Here is a 17,465-nt window from a genome sequence, read left to right on the forward strand (position 1 = left end):
CTGTCAGCTCATCGATCGGAAGGCGTCAGGCCTGTGAGCGCAGCCCGGCCGGATAACCGGCTCGGCTGCCTATGCGCGCACGCCCGGCGCAGGCTCGCTGCCGAGCCGTGGATCAACCCGACGAGGATCGCGAAGAGATACTGAATGTCCTTGCCGAAGAAGATGTACTCCAGGAAGGAGTGCAGGCAGACGACGGTCAGGGCGATCGCGCAACCAAGCAGGAGATCGCCGAGGCGCGTTCGGCGTGCGACCCAGCCATAGCGCAGCGCCGTCAGTAGCGGGCATACCAGGATCAGGATGAAGCTCGCGGCGCCGAAATACCCGGTCTCGGAAGCGGCCAGCAGATAGGCGTTGTGGACAATGTTGTTGAGGTTGCCCTCGAAGGGCGCGACGCCGGCGCGGATCGAATAGCCGGCGTTCTTGGCCTCGTGGACATAATGGTTGGCGCCGATGCCGAGCGGGTGGTCCTCGACAATAGCGATCGCGGCCCGGTTGAAGGCTGCTCTCTCGTCATATTCCGACTCGTTCAGCGGCACCGCGTCGAAGCGTTTCTGGAAGGACGAGACGGCGACCGGTGCGATCAGAAGCGCGCCCATGACGCCGATGACGGCGATCCGGGCCTTGTGAGCCGTCCAGCGTCGCAGCACGGAAACCGCCAGGCACAGGACGAGCCCGAACGCGCAGAAGCCGAGGGCGGCGCGCGAGGCGGTCAAGGCGGCGATGAGAAGGCCGCTGACCGGCGTGACGATGAATTGCAGCCGCCTAATGCCCGACAGCAGCAGCATCATATGCGGGAACACGACGAAATGCGCAGCGAGGCCGAGCGTGTTCTGGTGCAAGAAGGTGCCGGAGGGCTGGATCGCGTGCAGGCCCCATTTCTGCCAGGCGATCACGAAGATCTGGATGAAAAGGCCGAACGCCATGCCCTTCAGCAGCGCCACCGGCACATTCTCGTCGATGCAGGCGCGCGCCACCACCAAGGCGATGAAGTAGACCTTCATGAATTGCCAGAGGTAGAAAACCGCCGCGAGCGGCTCATCGGCCTGGAAGATCGAGAGTGCGATTGCAGCGAGGTATAAGATGAACGGAACGTGGAAGTTGAACCCGAGCCGGACCTTGCGCGAAATCAAGAAAAGGCCAAAAGCGATGATGTCCAGCATCGAGATCTCAATGCCGTAGACATAACCTATCCAGCGGTTGCCCCAAGAGATCAGACCGAAATCGATGTGCAGGGCGCGCAATAGAAAGGGCAGGCTGCCGAGCGCGACCCAAGCGTATCTCTGAACCCACGGATTACTCTGCATGTACAGCGCGAGGGGGAACGTTCCCGCGAGGGCTATCAGCAGTGCGACGAGCTTCATCGGATCGTTATGCCTTCCGATCTGGCGCCCGTCTCGTCATGACGAGCGCGATTGCCCGATCCTGCCGACGCGTTCGCGCGCGACGGACGCATCCTCGGACGACCGCATTGATATTTGGTTTCACGGGTCCCCTACGGTCGCTAGATGGATGGGCCCGGCGGTCCAGTCGACGGCCTGCGCCCTTGACGACGGAGGTCTCGGCTCCTGGCGCAGCCGGTCTGCCTCGCCCCGTTCATCTTGGACGCGGATGTTTCTAAAGGGAAGTGGAGATCTCCCCGCGGATCAGGCATTAATGAAGAAAGTAACTCAATTTCAAGGACGCGTCGCGCGCCCGTAGATTTCAATATTGGCCTCGAATAGGGTCCGACCCGCCGGCGGCCGCCCGAGAGGTGATTATGTTTCGTACGATCTACGCCCTCGTCATGTCGGCCCTGGCATCGGCCGCGCTCGCGCAGGCCGAGCAGCGTCCTGTGGTGCACGAGGTCACGATCGCTGCGCCGGACGTCGTCGCCGTCGAGATCCGGGAGCCGGGGTTCAGGCCCGGCCGCATCGTTGCCTTGGCCAGACCGGCGGGCGAGAGCGCCGGCTGGATCAATCAGGACGGCGCTTGGAGCCTGGTCCTCGGACCGAAGCGGACGCATCTTCGCAGCCCCGATATCCCGCCCGCAACGGTGCTCGATCGCTCGGCGGTCGACCAGGCAGCCGAGTACGCCGCGATCGGCGGCCGTAAGGTCGTCGCCGTCTATCGCAAGTCCGTTCCTTACGATTCAGGGCTGTTGCGTGGTGATGATGGCAACACGACCTCGACGGCGAGCTTCAAGCATTACGTCTATCTCAAGCTCGATCGACCGCTGACGCACGGCGACTATGCGATCAGGTGGCCGCGGCAGATCCTGCCCGAGACGAGATTCGCTTTCGACGACGCACGCATGCGGGCGAGCGCGATCCGCGTCAACCAGAACGGCTATGCCCCTGGCGATCTCGGCAAGATCGCCTACCTTGCCCTCTGGCTGCCTGGAGGACCGCAAGGCGGCGCGGTGACTTTCTCCGATTATGGGCTGAAGGACTTCAAGATCATCGATTCAGATGGGCGTGCGGTCTTCACCGGGCAGGTCGCTCTTGGGCGCGGGCCGCGCGATCCCGAGGAGGGCAGCGGCTTTCCTGCGCCGCTGATCGATTATCCGACCGCTGATCGCGCGCCGATCCGTCCCAGCGGCGTGAGCCCGGCGGATCCTATCGCCTTCACCGCCTCCGGCCATGGGCTCAAGGATGGCGATTTCGTCACCCTCTCCGGATTCACTGGAGCCCTGGCGCGGCTGAACGGTGCGGCGACCGTGATCAAGGCCTCCTCCAACCAGTTCGCGCTCGCCGGCGTCGACGGCCACGGCCTGACCGCGGCCGATGACACGCTCGGCCAGGTAACGCCCGCCCAGCGCATCAACAGGGCCGGTACCTTTGTCTACCGGCTCGATTTCTCGTCCTTTCGGCCCGAGCAGGCCGGGGATTACCGGATCCAGATCGCAGGCCTCGGCGTCTCCGACCCCTTTCGCGTCGCCGACGACGTCTGGCTGAAGGCCGCCCGGATTGGGGCCGCCGGCCTTTTCCACCACCGCAGCGGCATCGCACTCGATGGCCGCTTCGGCTATTCTAGGCCCGCCGCATTCCGGCCCGGCCCGGAGCTGGCGCTGGTCCAGAGCAAGTTGCCGCTCGCCTTCAGCTCGGAGGGCGGAACCGGCTTCCTGCCGTTTTCGACCGGCGCCGCCGAGGCTTGGCTCGACGCCTCCGCCGGCAATCCCGATCTCTGGGGCGGCTACATGGACGCAGGGGATTGGGATCGGCGCAGCCAGCATCTCGAGGTCAGCTACGCGCTGATGGACCTCAACGAGCATGCTGGGCCAAAGGCGCGGTCGATCGAGCTCGGCCTGCCGAAAGCAAGCGAGGTTCTCGACCCCAAGCTTTACGCGGGGACAGACGATCTTCCGGACCTGCTGCAGGAGGCGATCTGGAACATCGACTTTTTCCGAAGGATGCAGCTCCCCGACGGACGCGTGCGCGGCGGCATCGAAAGCGCAAGCCACCCCGTCCTGGGCGAGCCGAGCTTCCTGGAGAGCCAGCGGGTGTTCGTCTACGCACCCGACCACGTCTCCGGCTATCGCTATGCAGCCGCCGCGGCCAAGCTCGCGCGCATTCTCGGCAGCGCGCAGAAGCCGGAACTGGCCAAGTTCTATCGTGACAGCGCGCTGGCGGCGTGGACCGCCGCGGAGGCCGGCCTGGCCGATCCGGACAAGTTCTATGCCGCCGCTCTCGAGACGATGCGCAAGACCAATGCCGTCGAATTCAGGGAATGGGCCACGCGCAAGGCGGAACTCCAGACCGCAGCTCGCGTCGTCCGCACGGCGGCGGCTGCCTCTCTCTATCGTCTGACCGGCGAGCAACCCTATCGGGCCGTTTTCGAGAAAGCCTGGACCGAGGGCGTCGATGTCGCGAGCCAGGGTGATGGGCCTTGGGAATATCTCCAGCTTCCCGCGGACCGGGCCGACCGCGCCATCCAATATTCAATCAGGCAAGCCTTCGCCCACGCGGCGGACTATATCCTGCGCCCGCACGCAACGGCAACCTATATCACGTTGAAGAACGCCTATACACCTGTCGGATGGGGCCAGGGGCTGGCTCCGGACTACAACGCCCTGCAGCTGCTGGTCCGCTCGCATCTGGCCACCTCGGACGACCGCATCCTGCGCGCCATGCAGCTCGGCTCGGCTCATATCCTCGGCGCGAACCAGGTTGGCCTCAGCCTCACCACGGGCCTCGGCCATCGCAATGTCCGCCATCCGTTGCATGAGGACCACCGTGCGATGGGCGTTGCCGCGCCCGCCGGTATCACCCTCTATGGCTGGGCGCCGCAGTCCCTGACCTCCTACAACTGGATTTTCGGACCGGCCTGGGCCCCACTCTCCGATGCGGCTCAGCGTAACGGCGTCGCCTTCAAACGCGTCGAGCCCAACCGGCTAATTATGCCCTACTACGAGTACTTCATCGAATATCCTGGCGTGGTGATGCAGCAGGAATATACGATCCATCAAACCATCGGGCCGGTCGCGGCCCTCTGGATCTATCTCTCCGCCGCAGTTCCGCGGCAGCCGTAATCGGCTGCAGGATCGGTTCCAGGGACAAGAGCGGCCAAGGCGGAGTCAGAGGGTGATCTCGTCGAAAAAACTCGTCGCCGGAATCGGGTGGACGACCGTCTTCTACTTCATTGCCGTGGCGTTCCGCTTCGTGTCGAGCGTCATACTCTCGCGCATTCTCTCGCCGAACATCATGGGCATGATGGTCGTGGTCAACACGATCAGGATCGGCGCCGAACTATTCTCCGATATCGGGATCGGCCAGAACATCATCCACCACAAGAATGGCGACAAGCCGACATTCTTCAACACGGCCTGGATCATTCAGATCGTCAGGGGCTTCCTCCTCAGCGCGATCCTTATCTTCCTCGCCCCCTTGATCGCCGATTACTATCACGTCGATGCGATCATCATTCAAGTCAGCGCGCTGACATTGACGATATCGGGGATGATGTCGACCTCGATCTACATGCTGCAGCGGAATCTCAGGGTCGTCCAGATGTCGGCCTTCGAACTGTCGCAGGAGGTGCTGGCGAGCGTCATCGCTATCCTGTTCGCGCTGTACAGTCCTACCATATGGTCACTGATCCTCGCCAACCTGCTCGCCACAGCGATCCGCATCGCCCTTACTTATTGTCTCCCTGATGCACGACAGCGAGTGATCTTCTCCGTGCAGTATGCAAGGCAGATCGTGTCGTTCGGGAAGTGGATCACCCTGTCCTCGCTACTCATGTTTCTGTGCGCGAACTTCGACCGCCTTTACCTCGCGCAGGTGGTCCCACTCGCGACGCTGGGCGTCTATGGCATCGCCCGCGCGATCGCCGACGTGCCAAGCGCGCTCGTCAACCGACTGAGCCACTCGCTGGTGTTTCCGGTGATAGCCTCTGCGCGCGCGACCCCGCTGCCAGAGGTCCGAAAACAGCTGGCTCCGCTGCGCCTGAAGCTCCTGATTGCCGCAGCCTTTATGCTCGCGGGCAGCATCTGCGTCGCCGACCTTGTCATCAAGATGATCTACGACAGCCGCTATGTCGAAGCAGCCTGGATGCTGCCCGTGTTGCTCGGGGGCATCTGGGTAACGATTTTGGCGAGCTTGAACGAATATAGCCTGCTCGGGCTGGGGCGGCCAGTCTATGGTGTGATCGGTAACAGTCTCAAGCTCGGCTACCTCTCCGTCGCCTTGCCCCTGGCATTCGCTTCGCACGGCGCACCAGGAGTGGTGATCGGCATCGCCCTCGCCGACCTGCCAAGGCTTTTGACCGCGCTCGTTGGACAGGCGCGCGAGCGCTTCTCTTTCCTCGCGCAGGATGTTGGAACGACGGCCCTCCTGATCGCCTTCACCGCGGTCTTATCATTTGCGAGATACATCGCTGGCTTTGGCTCCTCGCTGGAGATCTTAATGCGTTCTTAGCGGAGCGGCAGGGCTGAAGGTTACAATGGGCGTGTTGTCGATCCGCAGATGTGGGGCGCCCTAGCGAGCCCCTTCTGCGTCGGAGAGGGATGGCATCGACAAAATAGTCTGCGAGTGCTCAGTCATGCTAACCTTGATTAACGATATTGCGCTGTGATGGACTGCCGAGCCGTTATGTGAGGTCGACGAGCGTCGATGAGACAGACAGGTTACACCTCGGCGCGCGGCTGCAAAGGTCGCACCGTTAGGAGGTCAAGTGGTCCATTTGCTATCTGCGATCGTCGCTGCGATGGTCGTCGTGCTTTCGCTTCTCGGCCTATTCTATTGCCTGCAACTGCTGCTGGCGATCCTCCCAGTGCGTGGGCGCGAGCTTCGCCCGATGGTGTACGGAGAGCGCGGCAGGCTAGCGGTCATCATACCTGCGCATGATGAGGGCGAGGGAATCCTGCCGATTCTCTCTATGCTCAAAGGTCAGCTTCGGCCCGGCGACAAACTTGTTGTTGTCGCCGATAATTGCTCGGATGACACGGCAGCGCAGGCTCGCAGCGTTGGTGCGATCGTCGTGGAGCGACGGGACGAGGCCAGACGCGGCAAGGGCTACGCACTCGACTTCGGAATACGCTATCTTGAGAGCGACTCTCCGGACATGGTTGTCTTCTTCGACGCCGACAGTATGATCGAAGCGGACACCCTCGACGTCCTCGTCAGCCATTGCTATAGCTCGGGCCGCCCCATCCAGGGCAAGCATGTTATGCTCTCCGTCGAAGGAGCGCGTATCGACGCGCCGGTCGCAAGCTTCGGGCACCTCGTGAAGAACGATGTTCGCCTACTCGGGCTGCGCAAGCTTGGCCTTCCCAGCCATATCACCGGATCAGGCATCGCATGCCCCTGGGTTGTAATACGAGACGCCGACCTTGCCCACAGCCATGCCGCCGAAGACAAAAAACTGGGTCTCGATCTGACACAGGCGGGGCATCCGCCTTATTACTGCCGCGAGGCCTCGATCTGGGCCGCGGCGCCGTTTTCCGCGGAGGGAACTCGGACACAACGCGAGCGTTGGGAGCGCGGCCACTTGTCTCTAGTCCGGATTGCCCCGCAATATTTACGCGCCGCTCTCCGCAAACGCGATCTGGGTCTGTTCATGCTCGCCCTGGACATCGCGGTGCCGCCGATGTTTCTGCTTATCTTCCTACTAGCGGCCGCTGCCATCATGGCCGGCGGGCTCGCTTTTCTCGGCGGCTGGGTCTTGCCAATATGGATCGCCTCGGTGACGCTCGTTTGTGTTGTCGCTCTCACGCTGCTGGCTTGGTGGCGCTACGGACGCGAGGTGCTTCCGGCGCGGTTACTGCCGTTCCTAGTGCATTTCATCTGGTCCAAGATCGCGGTTTATTCGCGCGGACCCTTCAGATCCTCGACCTCGCAATGGATCCGTACAGACCGCAGCCGCACCGGCAATTGAGGTGCCTCTGGTCCCCCAGCGCTTGCGTCAGGCTTGACTGGCGCGCAGAACCGCATGCGTGAACAACTTCCGCATCTCCAGCGTACTCGCCTTGAGATCGTGTTGCTCGCCGACCGTCCGCCAACCAGATTCGCCCATCCGCGCGGCGGCCGCCTGGTCGGAGAGAACGGCCTCGATTGCTGCCGCGAGCTCGACCTCGTCTCCCGGCGTCACGAGACGCCCGTTGATTCCGTCCTTTACCAGCTCCGGAATGCCGCCAACTCGGGTCGCGATTACCGGGCGCTTCTGCGCAAACGCCTCCATCAGGGCGATCGGGATGCCCTCGCCATAGCTCGCGAGTACCGCGAGATCGGCATCAGCGATATGCGCCTGGACCTCGGCCGGCGTGCGGATGCCGGCCATCTCGATCACGGAGGCGAGCTCGGCATCCTTGATCTGTTTCCTGATTTCCTCTTCGAGGGGACCGCCTCCGACCAGCGTGCAGGTGAAAGCGACGCCGCGTCGCTTCAGAATGCCCAACGCAGCCAGCAGCGTATCATGGCCTTTCTCGGGCGAAAGGCGCGCCACGCAGACTATGTGATTGCGAGCGGGCAGCGCAATGACGGCCTCGGGCGCTATCGGCTCAAACCCGCATCGGACGACATGGACTTTAGAGGCGTCGCGATCGCCGTTGTGGGCGAGTAGGATCTGGCGCCCGAAGTCACTGATGCACACCGCAAAGGCGCAGTCCCTAAGCTTGGCGCTGTGACGGAAACGGTCGGGCTCGTCTAGATCGATACCATGGAAAGTGATGCTGAAAGGCAACTGCGCCAGCTTCGCTGCGATCATCGCCGTATTGGAGCCGGAGTTTCCGAAATGACAGTGCAGATGGCTCGCTCCGGCGCGCTTTGCCCAATAGGCCAGAAGGATCGCCTCAGCCCAATAGGCGACCCATTTCAGCCGATCCCGAGCACTGCGTACCCCTGACAGGGCCTCCCGCAACGTCGAGACGAGGCGGCGCGGTCGCGTCGCCGCCGCCCAGATCACAGACTTGATGAAGGCACCCGGTGCAGGTGGAACCAGCCAGCGCGTCTGGCGCAGCTCTTCGCGCGCCGTCTCGGCGATGATTTCCTCGAATTTGGGCTTCCGTATCGAGAATCGGATGATCTCTATCCCAGTCGACTCGAGCGCGCGAATCTCCCGTTCGATGAACGTATGACTTGGCGCAGGATAGAGACTAGATAGATAGGCGACCCGCGTCATCCGCGTCTCCAACGGAAGATGCTGTCCGCCAAGCCGCAGATCTCCATTCGAAACAACGTATCGGAAGGAGCGCCAGATCTGGTGCTCAGCCGCTCCTGATTTATGAACCACCGCTTGAGACCAAATCGGTCGAATTCGCTCGCATCGTTGGTCCCTTGCCGCACGGACGTAGCATAATCGTATCCGGCTCCCTCCGTCGCCTGGCGAACGCGCGCATCGCAGTCCCCATTGGGGTAGCATATCCCGGGAACGGATCGCCCCGTGATCTCGCTCAGGTCGCGACGCGACTGTTCGAGTTCATGGATGAGCGCTCGGTCTTCGCATTGAGGCAGGAGCGGATGTGTCATCGTATGGGAGCCGATCTCATGGCCTTCAGAGTTCAGCACGCGAAGATCATCGGAGGCCATAATGCGGTCCAGGTCCGAGATCTTATGCGGGCACGCCCTCTCAACAAGTTCTGTCAGCCAAATTTGGCGCTGTGCAGGCATCAGCCGCTTTACTCGTTCCAGCTCTGCCTTGACGGTCGCGCGTCCGGTGCGCGGATAAAGCGTCAGCCAAGCCTGCCCGGCTAGATCGTACCAAGGCAATCGATCAGTGTCGACCAGCCCAGCAACAATGAAGAAGGTCGCTCGCAGCGAATGCTCTCGAAGAATCGGCGCCGCGATAACGATATTATCCCGATAGCCGTCGTCGAAAGTGATGGCTGCGAGCGGCCGTTCAGGGATAGTGTGGCCGTTTAGACTTGCAAGCGCTTCGCTTAGCGGAAGCACGTGATAATGTTGCGCGAGTGACCGGCACTGTTGCCGAAAAATCTCCGGCGTCACCACCAGATCCGGATCGTGATAAGCGCTACGCGCCGGTTCCGGCAAGATGCGGTGGTAACAGAGAATCGTGAGGTGGCCGCGAATCTTCGATTCCCGCCGGGCAATTGCTCCGCTTTTGGCAGCTAAGCTGCCGACCGCGTCTCTCAATCTGGCCTTCATCATGTCTCGCGCGCTACCAGCACACCCATGCCTGCCTGAACGATCTTGTAGCTTCTCATTTTATGCAGAGGTCCCACCATGTAACCGCATTAGCTGAGCCAATCACCCCGGCGCCCTGGGAAAATATGGGCATAAGGATTGGCTGGCCCACGGTTTGCCGGAAATCTGGCCTGAGACTCAGCTTCCTTAGCGTCAGCATGAAAGGTAGCATGCCAATAGTAATAATTCTTGAATCTTTTGCCGAAAGAATTTATTATAGTAATTTATAACATTGATGGCCTTATGATTTTGGGAGACATGCATACATAGTTCTTAATCTAGATGTAATATAGCGCCGTCGCGGCTAATAATTGTCAATTTTTGTTTATAACATTAAAATATCTGCCTAAATAATGAATAATGACGCGGGTGTGAATGTGAAATCTAATCCCTTACTTAAGGGTGTGTCGCTGGAGAATTTAAAGAATTTAAGAGCCAAAAATAGAAATTAAGGAAAATTTCACTAAACAGCTTGCTCAATCTCTTAACGATGCGTTAATTGCGTTCGAGGGCTACGATAGCCGTATGCCCCAATATGGAACGCACAGGGAAGCATCCGATGAAGAGGTTGATCGCGCTGTCGCTGGCTTTGGCTAGCTCTACGTCACTCGCTTATGCCGCCGGCAACGAATCTGTCATCGGACAGATTGGTGCTCAAAACAGCGCCGCTGTCGGCCAGGCTGGCGGCAACAATAAGCAGGGCACGCTTCAGATTGGCTCGAAGAACTACGCTGCTACCTCCCAGAGTGGTGCCCTCGCCAACCGCACCAACGAATCGGGTGTCATCCAGATCGGTCGTGAGAATGGCGCGGTCGTTGGTCAGGCCGGCGGTAACAATCGCCAGGGCACCCTGCAGGTTGGCGTGAAGAACTCGGCTGCGACCTCGCAGAAGGGCAGCACCACTAGCGCGACCAAGACCAACGCCTCGGCCACTGCCCAGTTCGGCGCCAATAACGGTTCGATCGTCGGCCAGACCGAAGGCAACAACAACCAGACCACGCTGCAGGTCGGCCGTGGCAACAACGCCCTGACCGGCCAGACCACCAACAAGACCGGCGGTAAGAACGACTCGGGCGTTGCCCAGTTCGGCGTCGGCAACAACGCCGTCGTCTCGCAGACCTCGCAGGCCAACACCGGTAAGAGCGGCGGCAATAACAACTCGGCTATCGTCCAGATCGGACGCGGTAACCAGGCCGCTACCGGGCAGGATGCGAATGGCGGCAGCGGAAAGAACGGCGTCAACAACAACTCGGCCGTGTTCCAGGCCGGCGTCGAGAACTATGCCTCGACCAGCCAGGTCGGCGAGCGCAGCGGCGCGGCGACGACCAACGGTTCGTTCACTGGCCAGTTCGGCCGCAACAACGGCTCGATCGTTGGCCAGGATGGCGGCAACAACAGCCAGGGCACGCTGCAGATCGGCGCGCGCAACTGGTCGACTACCGGCCAGTACGCCACTGCCTACGGCGCGACCAACGATTCTCTGACCCTCCAGGTCGGCCGCGACAACAACTCGGTCACCTCGCAGCGGACCACGGGTTCGGCTGGCATCCCGACGAGCCTTGGCTGGTTCGGAAGCCTCCCGGGGTCTGATGGGCTTGGCGGCAACAATAGCTCAGCCACCGTACAGCTTGGCACCGGCAACCAGTCGATCACCGGTCAGGATTCAACCGGCATTGGCGCTAAGCTGCTTCAGCATTCCAATGGCGTAAATAACAACGCTGCGACGATCCAGGCTGGCCGTGCCAACGTCTCTACAACCTCACAGAGCGGCGTCCGTCCGATTGTTCCGGCCGGCTCGGTCTCAAACGACTCGTTTACTGGCCAGTTTGGCGTGCAGAACCAGGCCCTCGTTGGTCAGGTCAACGGCGCCAACGCTCAGGCGACGATGCAGGCCGGCGTCAAGAACGTAGCTGTCACCAGCCAGAGCAATGATCCCAAGTCGCTTTCTCAGAACGCGGCCGCAACCATCCAGATCGGTGCGCGCAACAACGCGCTCACCAGTCAGGTCGCTAACCCGCTCTCGGCTGGCGGCAACGGTTCGCTGATCATGCAGGTCGGTACCGACAACCAGGCTGTCGTCGGCCAGACCGGCATGCAGAGCATGATCGGCGCAAATCTGCAGCAGACGGTTCAGGTCGGCGTCGGCAACTACGCCTCCATCTCGCAGCAGAGCAATAGTGTCGGTATCAACAACTCGACCGTCGCGCAGTTCGGCTACAAGAACACCGCAGTCGTCTCGCAGAAGTGACCTGACGGCCGGGTGGTGGAGTTTTTACTCCGCCACCCGGTCATTCCTGTATCGGGAGATGAGCAGATGCTGTCGCCCTCGATATCTCTGTTTGCCGCCGGATCAGCAGTCTTTGCCGTCTGTCTTGTAGTACCCCCTGCATCAGGCTTCCCAGTGAAACCGCCCATGGCCGATAGTCGCCTCGTCTGTGAATTGCGTGTCGATGATACCGGCACGATGCTGCGGCTGCGTGCTGTGGCCAAATCACCCGTGGCTGTCGCGGGGCGCTATCAACTTTCGGTTCTCAAGCAGAACCAGGCTGGCACGAGCCAGAACCAACTCGGTGGAAGCTTCTCGCTCGCGAATGGCGGAGAAAGCATCCTCACTACAGTCATGCTCGAGCGGCAGGCGATGGGCCATTACACGGCATCCTTGTCCTTGGAATCGGATCGCGGGAGCGTTTCATGTACTTCCCCCTAAGGCCTAGGCTGGCCAAGAGTCTAGTCGGTGCCGCTGCGCTTGCTCTGACCATGTCCGTCGCATCGCAGCATGCCCTGGCCGAGACGGCTTACATTCAGCAAAGCCAAGCTGGCGCGCGTATGCCGGTTCAATCTGTGTCGATGGGCAGCGTCATGTCAGGCGCGATGCAGGCTGGTCGCTCGATTGCGGCGCCGACACCACGCGTTGCCCCAGAGGCAATAACGCAGGGAGGCCGCAACATTGCTCAGACCTTGCAAATTGGTAACTATAATAACGTTGCTCAGATCCAGAATGGCACGAATAACCATTCCACAGTTGGAATCATTGCTGGAAATGCCAATAATGTCGGCGTGTTGCAGAATGGAAACAACCTGAGATCAAATCTCGTGCTACTTAATACCCAAGGCCTGTCCGTTGGAGTTATTCAACCTAATGGGTCTTCGCCAATTAATATGTTTATTGCTCGGCTTCCAAATGGAGGCTTACTGATCAAGAGATAGCTAGATTGGGCGGAATGTCTGCCAATCCGTAGGAGGGACAGGTTATGGCGTTGGGGAAAGTGGCTTCTGTTACGTTGCTTGGCGTCTTCGCCGCTACCGGCCCGTGCCTTGCCGGCGAGCAGGTCTATAGGCCTACAAATCCGACCTTCGGTGGCAACGCGCTGAATGGTAGCTTCCTGATGTCGACGGCCCAAGCGCAGGGCAAGGGTGTAAAGTCTGGGCAGCAATCGCCCGACCTATCCGGCCTCACGTCGGCGTTGAGTGGTATTGGCAGTGGCGCTAGCCAAGCTCCGATCGTCGTGATCGGCGGCAATGGGCTGCCCGTCGTTCCCGCTTCGCCCTGATATCCTGCGCGTCAGAGCGGGTTCGTCCGCCAAAACAGAGTTCAGCAATGCTCCGTATGACTTTACACCGCGTAGGCGCTCTCGCGCTCGCGCTATCGGCTGGTGGCTGCGTAATCGCCGGAACAGCGAGCGACCCCATTGCTCAACCTGCAACGTTGGTGCCGGACACCAAGACAGGCATCGTTCTCGACCGCCTGCCACCCCCAGTACAGAAACTGGATGTGGCAGTTTACAGCTTCCCCGACCTAACCGGCCAGAACAAGCCAAACGATAATTTTGCCGAATTCTCGCGCGCGGTCACTCAGGGTGGCAGCGCTATTCTGTCAGACGTGCTAACCAAGGCTGGCAATGGTGCGTGGTTCAATGTCATCGAGCGCAATGACCTGCAGCCTCTCTTACAAGAGCGGCAGATTATTCAGAACACGCGCACGGCAGTCGATGGAAAGCGAGCTCAGGGGTTGCCGGCGCTGCGTTTCGCCGGAATCCTCCTGCAAGGCGGCTTGATTGGGTATGATACCAATGAGACGACCGGAGGTGTTGGTGCCAACTACCTCGGCATCGGCGGAAACACTCAATATCGCCAGGATGTTGTCACGGTCGCGTTGCGCGCCGTTAGCGTCCAGACAGGCAGGGTGATTGCCTCTGTTACCACCACGAAGACTATCTATTCGGTGCTCGTCCAAGGCAGCGCATTCAAGTTCGCAAAAATCGACCACCTGCTCCAGGCGGAGGCGGGTTTCACCAAAAACTCTCCGGCGACGCTTGCCGTTCGAGAAGGTATCCAATTGGCGGTTTATTCGCTGATTTTTGAAGGCATCAAGGCAAAGCTTTGGGACTTCGCTGATCAGACCGCTGGTGCGGCATTCATGAAAGCGCTCGATGAGCAACGTAAGGCCGTCAATATCGAGATGCGTAGTCCTGAGCAGATCGACGCAGCTCCGCTGCCAGTGCCTGTCGCTGACCGCAGCCGAAATCCGAGTTCAAAGTAAACCGCGACGCTCGCGGGACTCGTTGAATTATTGTGTGAGGAAAGATTTATTGCGGCGTCAACAGATCGCTCTCTAGCTTTTAGTTATAGAAAATTACTCTGACATCGCATGCAGAATGTAGATTGTTGGAATACATAGCTAGTATATGATTTTTAACATAGGTTCGACGCACGATGCTTGTGGTCGTTCTCCTAGGCGGAACAAGACGTTACCGCGTGGGCGGCCGCGACTGCTGCGTCGCGGTGTGGCAGGCCGGATCAGTCGTGTTCTGTTGGCCGCAAGTCGTGGGTCGGTCCGAAATCGCTGCGCCACTGGCGATCGGTCGCATCACTTTAGCGCCAGTATTGGCACTGGCCTCATTTGTGGTGTAGATTCGCCCCTGCGCCTGCCCGATCTTAACCTCCCTGGCTGCGGCTTCGGACTTGGTGGATCGCACCTGCGTTCTGGCGTCGTTCCGCGGTACAATCTGCTGCGCGCAGCCGGCAAGCCCGCAGGCCAGCGCGGCAACGAAACCTCTAACCAGTTTCGACATGGGGCGGCTCCAAAACAGTCTCGCGATACGAACGCTTTACGAAAATTAGCTCGATCCTAACGCACTAAGATGGAGATGTCTTTGACTGTGTGATGCGATTAAACTTGGTGCTGAGCAGAGACGTTTCATTCTTATAGCTCTTTCGTTTGCGTGTGCGCCATGTGAACCAGGTCCTTCATTCATTCTTTAGGGCCAGACTTCCATTCTCTGGACGAACGGAAGTGAGGTGCGTTGTGACCCAACTGAATGCGTTGCCAGTTATCCTGTTTGCTGTGGTGATTCCCACATCAGGTATCGCCGGCGAAGCTTACATGCCGCAGGTGGTGAACGCAGCGATGCGTGATGCCAAAGGTTCTCTCGCGATGTCTGAAGCGGCACTTGCGCGGCTCGCGCTGACGGCCAATCGTGTATTGCCTGCGCAGTCTGGACCACAAGCGCCGAACAGTTCTGGTGCCGAGACGGTCTCAACGCTCATCCAAGTGGGCACAGGCAACTCTGCAGTGATTGTACAGATGGGTGCGGCGAATCGCTCCTTCTCTATCCAACAGGGGCAGGGCAATAATGCCCGCGTTCACCAGAGCCGTTGACGCCGAGTGAGGGCCACTGCCAGAGCCTGAAATTTGCCTGTGGTCATTCGGCTATGGCAACGCGCAGCGAACCTATCTTTAATTCCTTCTCGTCGTCATCGACGAGCGCCCGAACGCTAATCAGGCCCGGTTCTTGGATACTCAGCGGGGCAAAGATCAGACTGGCAGCTGCGACAATAAATCTCGGCGTAGAGGGCACATGGCCAAGTTCTTCGACCAAGCGGCCTTGTTCTTCACGATTGGGTGCCTCGATCCGTTGAGCAACAATCGGTTCCTTTTGCCCAGGCACGTAGCAGCGCGCGACGATTAGTTCGAATGGCCGATGAGCCGGTGTAACAACGTGAAGATGAACGCAAAATTTCGGCAGCGTAAAGGGAAACATCGCAGGAACGAACATGACGGAATTGTAGCAGCCGATGAAGCTTAGCTTGCCGCCGACTTCATTGCGGATGTCATCGCAGAAGATTGAGTAGCCATATCGGCCTAGGGCTTTCATCTGACCTTACTTTGTCTGACGTTGCTGCACAACAAAGGTTTGCGGTCGTGATGGCAATGTTGAATTTGGTTGTATCGTCCCAACGACTGTGGGCGTCATGGCCGTGATGGTCGTCGCTTGCGAAATAAGATTCTGCCCCGGCTTTTGTGATCGTGGTGTCAATTCGAATTTGATATCCCGATCAAGAGCCCAAGCGAGGTCAGAAATATCCCTCAATGTCAGGCAAGATGCGCCTGTTAGCTGGTCGTTAAGTTCAGAGCGAGGAATTTGGAGTTTGGTTGCGACGGCTTGGCGAGTGAGGCCATTTTCTCTTTCATGGATTAGTGCCTTCACAAACTCAGCCCGCACAGAGCCGATTAAGCGGCTTGCCCTCCTGGCCTTGCCGCCGATGTCAAACCGAAAGAACTTCATCCGGATCCGTTCCCTTCACGCATAGAACTTGGTCGACACCCAACTCGCGCCGAATTCGCCTTACCTCAAGTCGATAGCCGCGATACAGGTCAAAATCCTTCACTTTATCGGCCCAGTCACCAAAAACGGCGACGAAGCAATCTTTCGCCATGAACCAACCAAATATTCGTAAATCAGCAGTCTTGAGCTCCCATACGGCATGGCTTTCTGCACGAATAAATCGATACTGTCGAGAATGAATAAGTTGGCGTCCGCTGATAAAATCATAAAAAATCTGATCAAGCTGTTGAGCGGGAGAAAGATCGTCCGAGATCGATGAAGCTTCTGCGCCTCGGAGTCGGTCTGCTAGCCAAGTAACGAAATTAGGTGTTCCGTAAAGTAGTCGCATTGGCTGCTCGTCAGCCTCCAACTCGATGAAGATCGGAACGATGGCGCCACGATCTATGAGATCGGCGATGGATTTAGTCGCCGTCATCGTACGTGATCGACTGCCATGTCGATCGCCGACCCTCGCGCTTGGGCGTCCATCAAGTGTCGCATTCGGACTGCCATGACTCTGGCGCAATCGGTGCTGGGCGGTACGATAGGGTGCGACATATCCAACTCCGGACGCCAACTAGGCTCTTCGATTGATTTTATCGCGAATTGTTCGGCCGCAGTAAGGCTCGTGGAGGGTAGTTCACAGCACGATCGCTGCATCTTTGGATCGCCATTCCGATAGGCGGTGGTCTGGCAGTCGCCGTGACACGACGAAATAATGTACGATATCAGTTACATGGATCAGCGCGGGGGCTTTTACGGATCATGCTACGATGATAGCAGCCGGCTTTGCGATGGCCTGCCGAATGCTTTTCTTTTACCATTTTAGGATACCGATTCGTCAGGTGGCTGTCGGTCGGGCGGCCCATGCCGGCTGAATGGCATCGATTGTGTCGCTGAATTCGGAGGCGTGGTTGCTGATTGCAATTGCACTGTTTATGGTGGGATTTGCGGTCAGCTTCGCGGTCCAAGTGTTTGTGCTTGTTCCGATAGCGGTCGTTGTAGTTGCCAGCTTCACGTTGGGTTGGTTTTTGTCAGATCAGCTGGATCTATTCCGTGTTGGCGTCTTGATTGGGTATCTCTTTGCGCTCAATGTCGGCTACCTCATCGGTACTGCCTTCGCCGCTGGCCTCCGCATAAGCCGTTGAGGCACATCTTGGCGAGGCGGGCGGCAGGCGGCTAATTGACTGATCCGCCCCCGCCGAGAGGTCCAAGGCGATTGTTAGTGGACGGTTGGCCTCGA

General features: G+C 59.3%; 16 protein-coding genes. 10 read left to right on the top strand and 6 right to left on the bottom strand.

Translation table 11 applies throughout. The features are described 5' to 3' along the window. Positions 1 to 8: 8 nt before the first annotated feature. Positions 9 to 1,160: an O-antigen ligase family protein gene (locus NUV79_RS22935; protein ID WP_257735388.1), complete on the bottom strand. Its 1,152-nt coding sequence runs from the start codon at positions 1,158 to 1,160 to the stop codon at positions 9 to 11. Positions 1,161 to 1,756: 596 nt separating this feature from the next. Between NUV79_RS22935 and NUV79_RS22940 the strand changes: the two genes are divergently transcribed. The 3 genes from NUV79_RS22940 to NUV79_RS22950 all read left to right on the top strand — a co-directional run bounded on the left by NUV79_RS22940 (position 1,757) and on the right by NUV79_RS22950 (position 7,353). Continuing rightward, positions 1,757 to 4,507, top strand: coding sequence for a glycoside hydrolase family 9 protein (locus NUV79_RS22940; RefSeq protein WP_257735389.1), 2,751 nt, complete (start codon positions 1,757 to 1,759; stop codon positions 4,505 to 4,507). A 52-nt stretch (positions 4,508 to 4,559) separates the two neighbouring features. Next, on the top strand, positions 4,560 to 5,894 hold the full coding sequence (locus NUV79_RS22945; RefSeq protein ID WP_257735390.1) for an oligosaccharide flippase family protein: 1,335 nt from the start codon (positions 4,560 to 4,562) through the stop codon (positions 5,892 to 5,894). 256 nt (positions 5,895 to 6,150) lie between these two features. Further along, on the top strand, positions 6,151 to 7,353 hold the full coding sequence (locus NUV79_RS22950) for a glycosyltransferase family 2 protein (RefSeq protein ID WP_257735391.1): 1,203 nt from the start codon (positions 6,151 to 6,153) through the stop codon (positions 7,351 to 7,353). 27 nt (positions 7,354 to 7,380) lie between these two features. Here NUV79_RS22950 and NUV79_RS22955 read toward each other — a convergent pair whose 3' ends face one another. Then, positions 7,381 to 8,595 carry a glycosyltransferase family 4 protein gene (locus tag NUV79_RS22955; RefSeq protein ID WP_257735392.1) on the bottom strand — a complete coding sequence of 405 codons (1,215 nt, stop codon included), beginning with the start codon at positions 8,593 to 8,595 and terminating at the stop codon, positions 7,381 to 7,383. Further along, positions 8,592 to 9,581, bottom strand: a complete 990-nt coding sequence (locus NUV79_RS22960; RefSeq protein WP_257735393.1) for a polysaccharide deacetylase family protein — start codon at positions 9,579 to 9,581, stop codon at positions 8,592 to 8,594. Before NUV79_RS22960 ends, NUV79_RS22955 begins: the two co-directional genes overlap by 4 nt. 595 nt (positions 9,582 to 10,176) lie before the next feature. Between NUV79_RS22960 and NUV79_RS22965 the strand changes: the two genes are divergently transcribed. The 5 genes from NUV79_RS22965 to NUV79_RS22985 all read left to right on the top strand — a co-directional run bounded on the left by NUV79_RS22965 (position 10,177) and on the right by NUV79_RS22985 (position 14,157). Beyond that, entirely contained in the window at positions 10,177 to 11,865 is a 1,689-nt protein-coding gene (locus NUV79_RS22965) for a beta strand repeat-containing protein (protein ID WP_257735394.1), read from the top strand. A 66-nt stretch (positions 11,866 to 11,931) separates the two neighbouring features. Continuing rightward, the gene (gene csgH / locus NUV79_RS22970; protein WP_257735395.1) at positions 11,932 to 12,324 is read left to right on the top strand and encodes a curli-like amyloid fiber formation chaperone CsgH; all 393 of its coding nucleotides are present in this window, start codon (positions 11,932 to 11,934) and stop codon (positions 12,322 to 12,324) included. After that, positions 12,309 to 12,824: a hypothetical protein gene (locus NUV79_RS22975; protein ID WP_257735396.1), complete on the top strand. Its 516-nt coding sequence runs from the start codon at positions 12,309 to 12,311 to the stop codon at positions 12,822 to 12,824. The genes csgH and NUV79_RS22975 overlap by 16 nt, the downstream gene beginning before the upstream one ends. A gap of 44 nt (positions 12,825 to 12,868) precedes the next feature. After that, the gene (locus NUV79_RS22980; RefSeq protein WP_257735397.1) at positions 12,869 to 13,168 is read left to right on the top strand and encodes a curli assembly protein CsgF; all 300 of its coding nucleotides are present in this window, start codon (positions 12,869 to 12,871) and stop codon (positions 13,166 to 13,168) included. A gap of 47 nt (positions 13,169 to 13,215) precedes the next feature. Beyond that, the gene (locus tag NUV79_RS22985; RefSeq protein WP_257735398.1) at positions 13,216 to 14,157 is read left to right on the top strand and encodes a CsgG/HfaB family protein; all 942 of its coding nucleotides are present in this window, start codon (positions 13,216 to 13,218) and stop codon (positions 14,155 to 14,157) included. A 208-nt stretch (positions 14,158 to 14,365) separates the two neighbouring features. Here the strand turns inward: NUV79_RS22985 and NUV79_RS22990 are convergent, their stop codons facing one another. Beyond that, positions 14,366 to 14,689, bottom strand: coding sequence for a hypothetical protein (locus NUV79_RS22990; RefSeq protein ID WP_257735399.1), 324 nt, complete (start codon positions 14,687 to 14,689; stop codon positions 14,366 to 14,368). Positions 14,690 to 14,922: 233 nt separating this feature from the next. On the opposite strand from NUV79_RS22990, the gene NUV79_RS22995 reads away from it, so the two are divergent. After that, on the top strand, positions 14,923 to 15,276 hold the full coding sequence (locus tag NUV79_RS22995; RefSeq protein WP_257735400.1) for a hypothetical protein: 354 nt from the start codon (positions 14,923 to 14,925) through the stop codon (positions 15,274 to 15,276). A gap of 43 nt (positions 15,277 to 15,319) precedes the next feature. Here the strand turns inward: NUV79_RS22995 and NUV79_RS23000 are convergent, their stop codons facing one another. Continuing rightward, positions 15,320 to 15,772 carry a DUF6941 family protein gene (locus NUV79_RS23000; protein ID WP_257735401.1) on the bottom strand — a complete coding sequence of 151 codons (453 nt, stop codon included), beginning with the start codon at positions 15,770 to 15,772 and terminating at the stop codon, positions 15,320 to 15,322. 391 nt (positions 15,773 to 16,163) lie between these two features. Next, positions 16,164 to 16,658, bottom strand: coding sequence for a hypothetical protein (locus NUV79_RS23005; RefSeq protein WP_257735402.1), 495 nt, complete (start codon positions 16,656 to 16,658; stop codon positions 16,164 to 16,166). 442 nt (positions 16,659 to 17,100) lie between these two features. Here NUV79_RS23005 and NUV79_RS23010 point away from each other — a divergent pair, with 442 nt between their 5' ends. Then, on the top strand, positions 17,101 to 17,370 hold the full coding sequence (locus NUV79_RS23010; protein ID WP_257735403.1) for a hypothetical protein: 270 nt from the start codon (positions 17,101 to 17,103) through the stop codon (positions 17,368 to 17,370). Positions 17,371 to 17,465: the final 95 nt, after the last annotated feature.

The sequence above is a fragment of the Allobosea sp. 47.2.35 genome, assembly GCF_024655635.1.
Classification (GTDB): Bacteria; Pseudomonadota; Alphaproteobacteria; order Rhizobiales; family Beijerinckiaceae; genus Allobosea.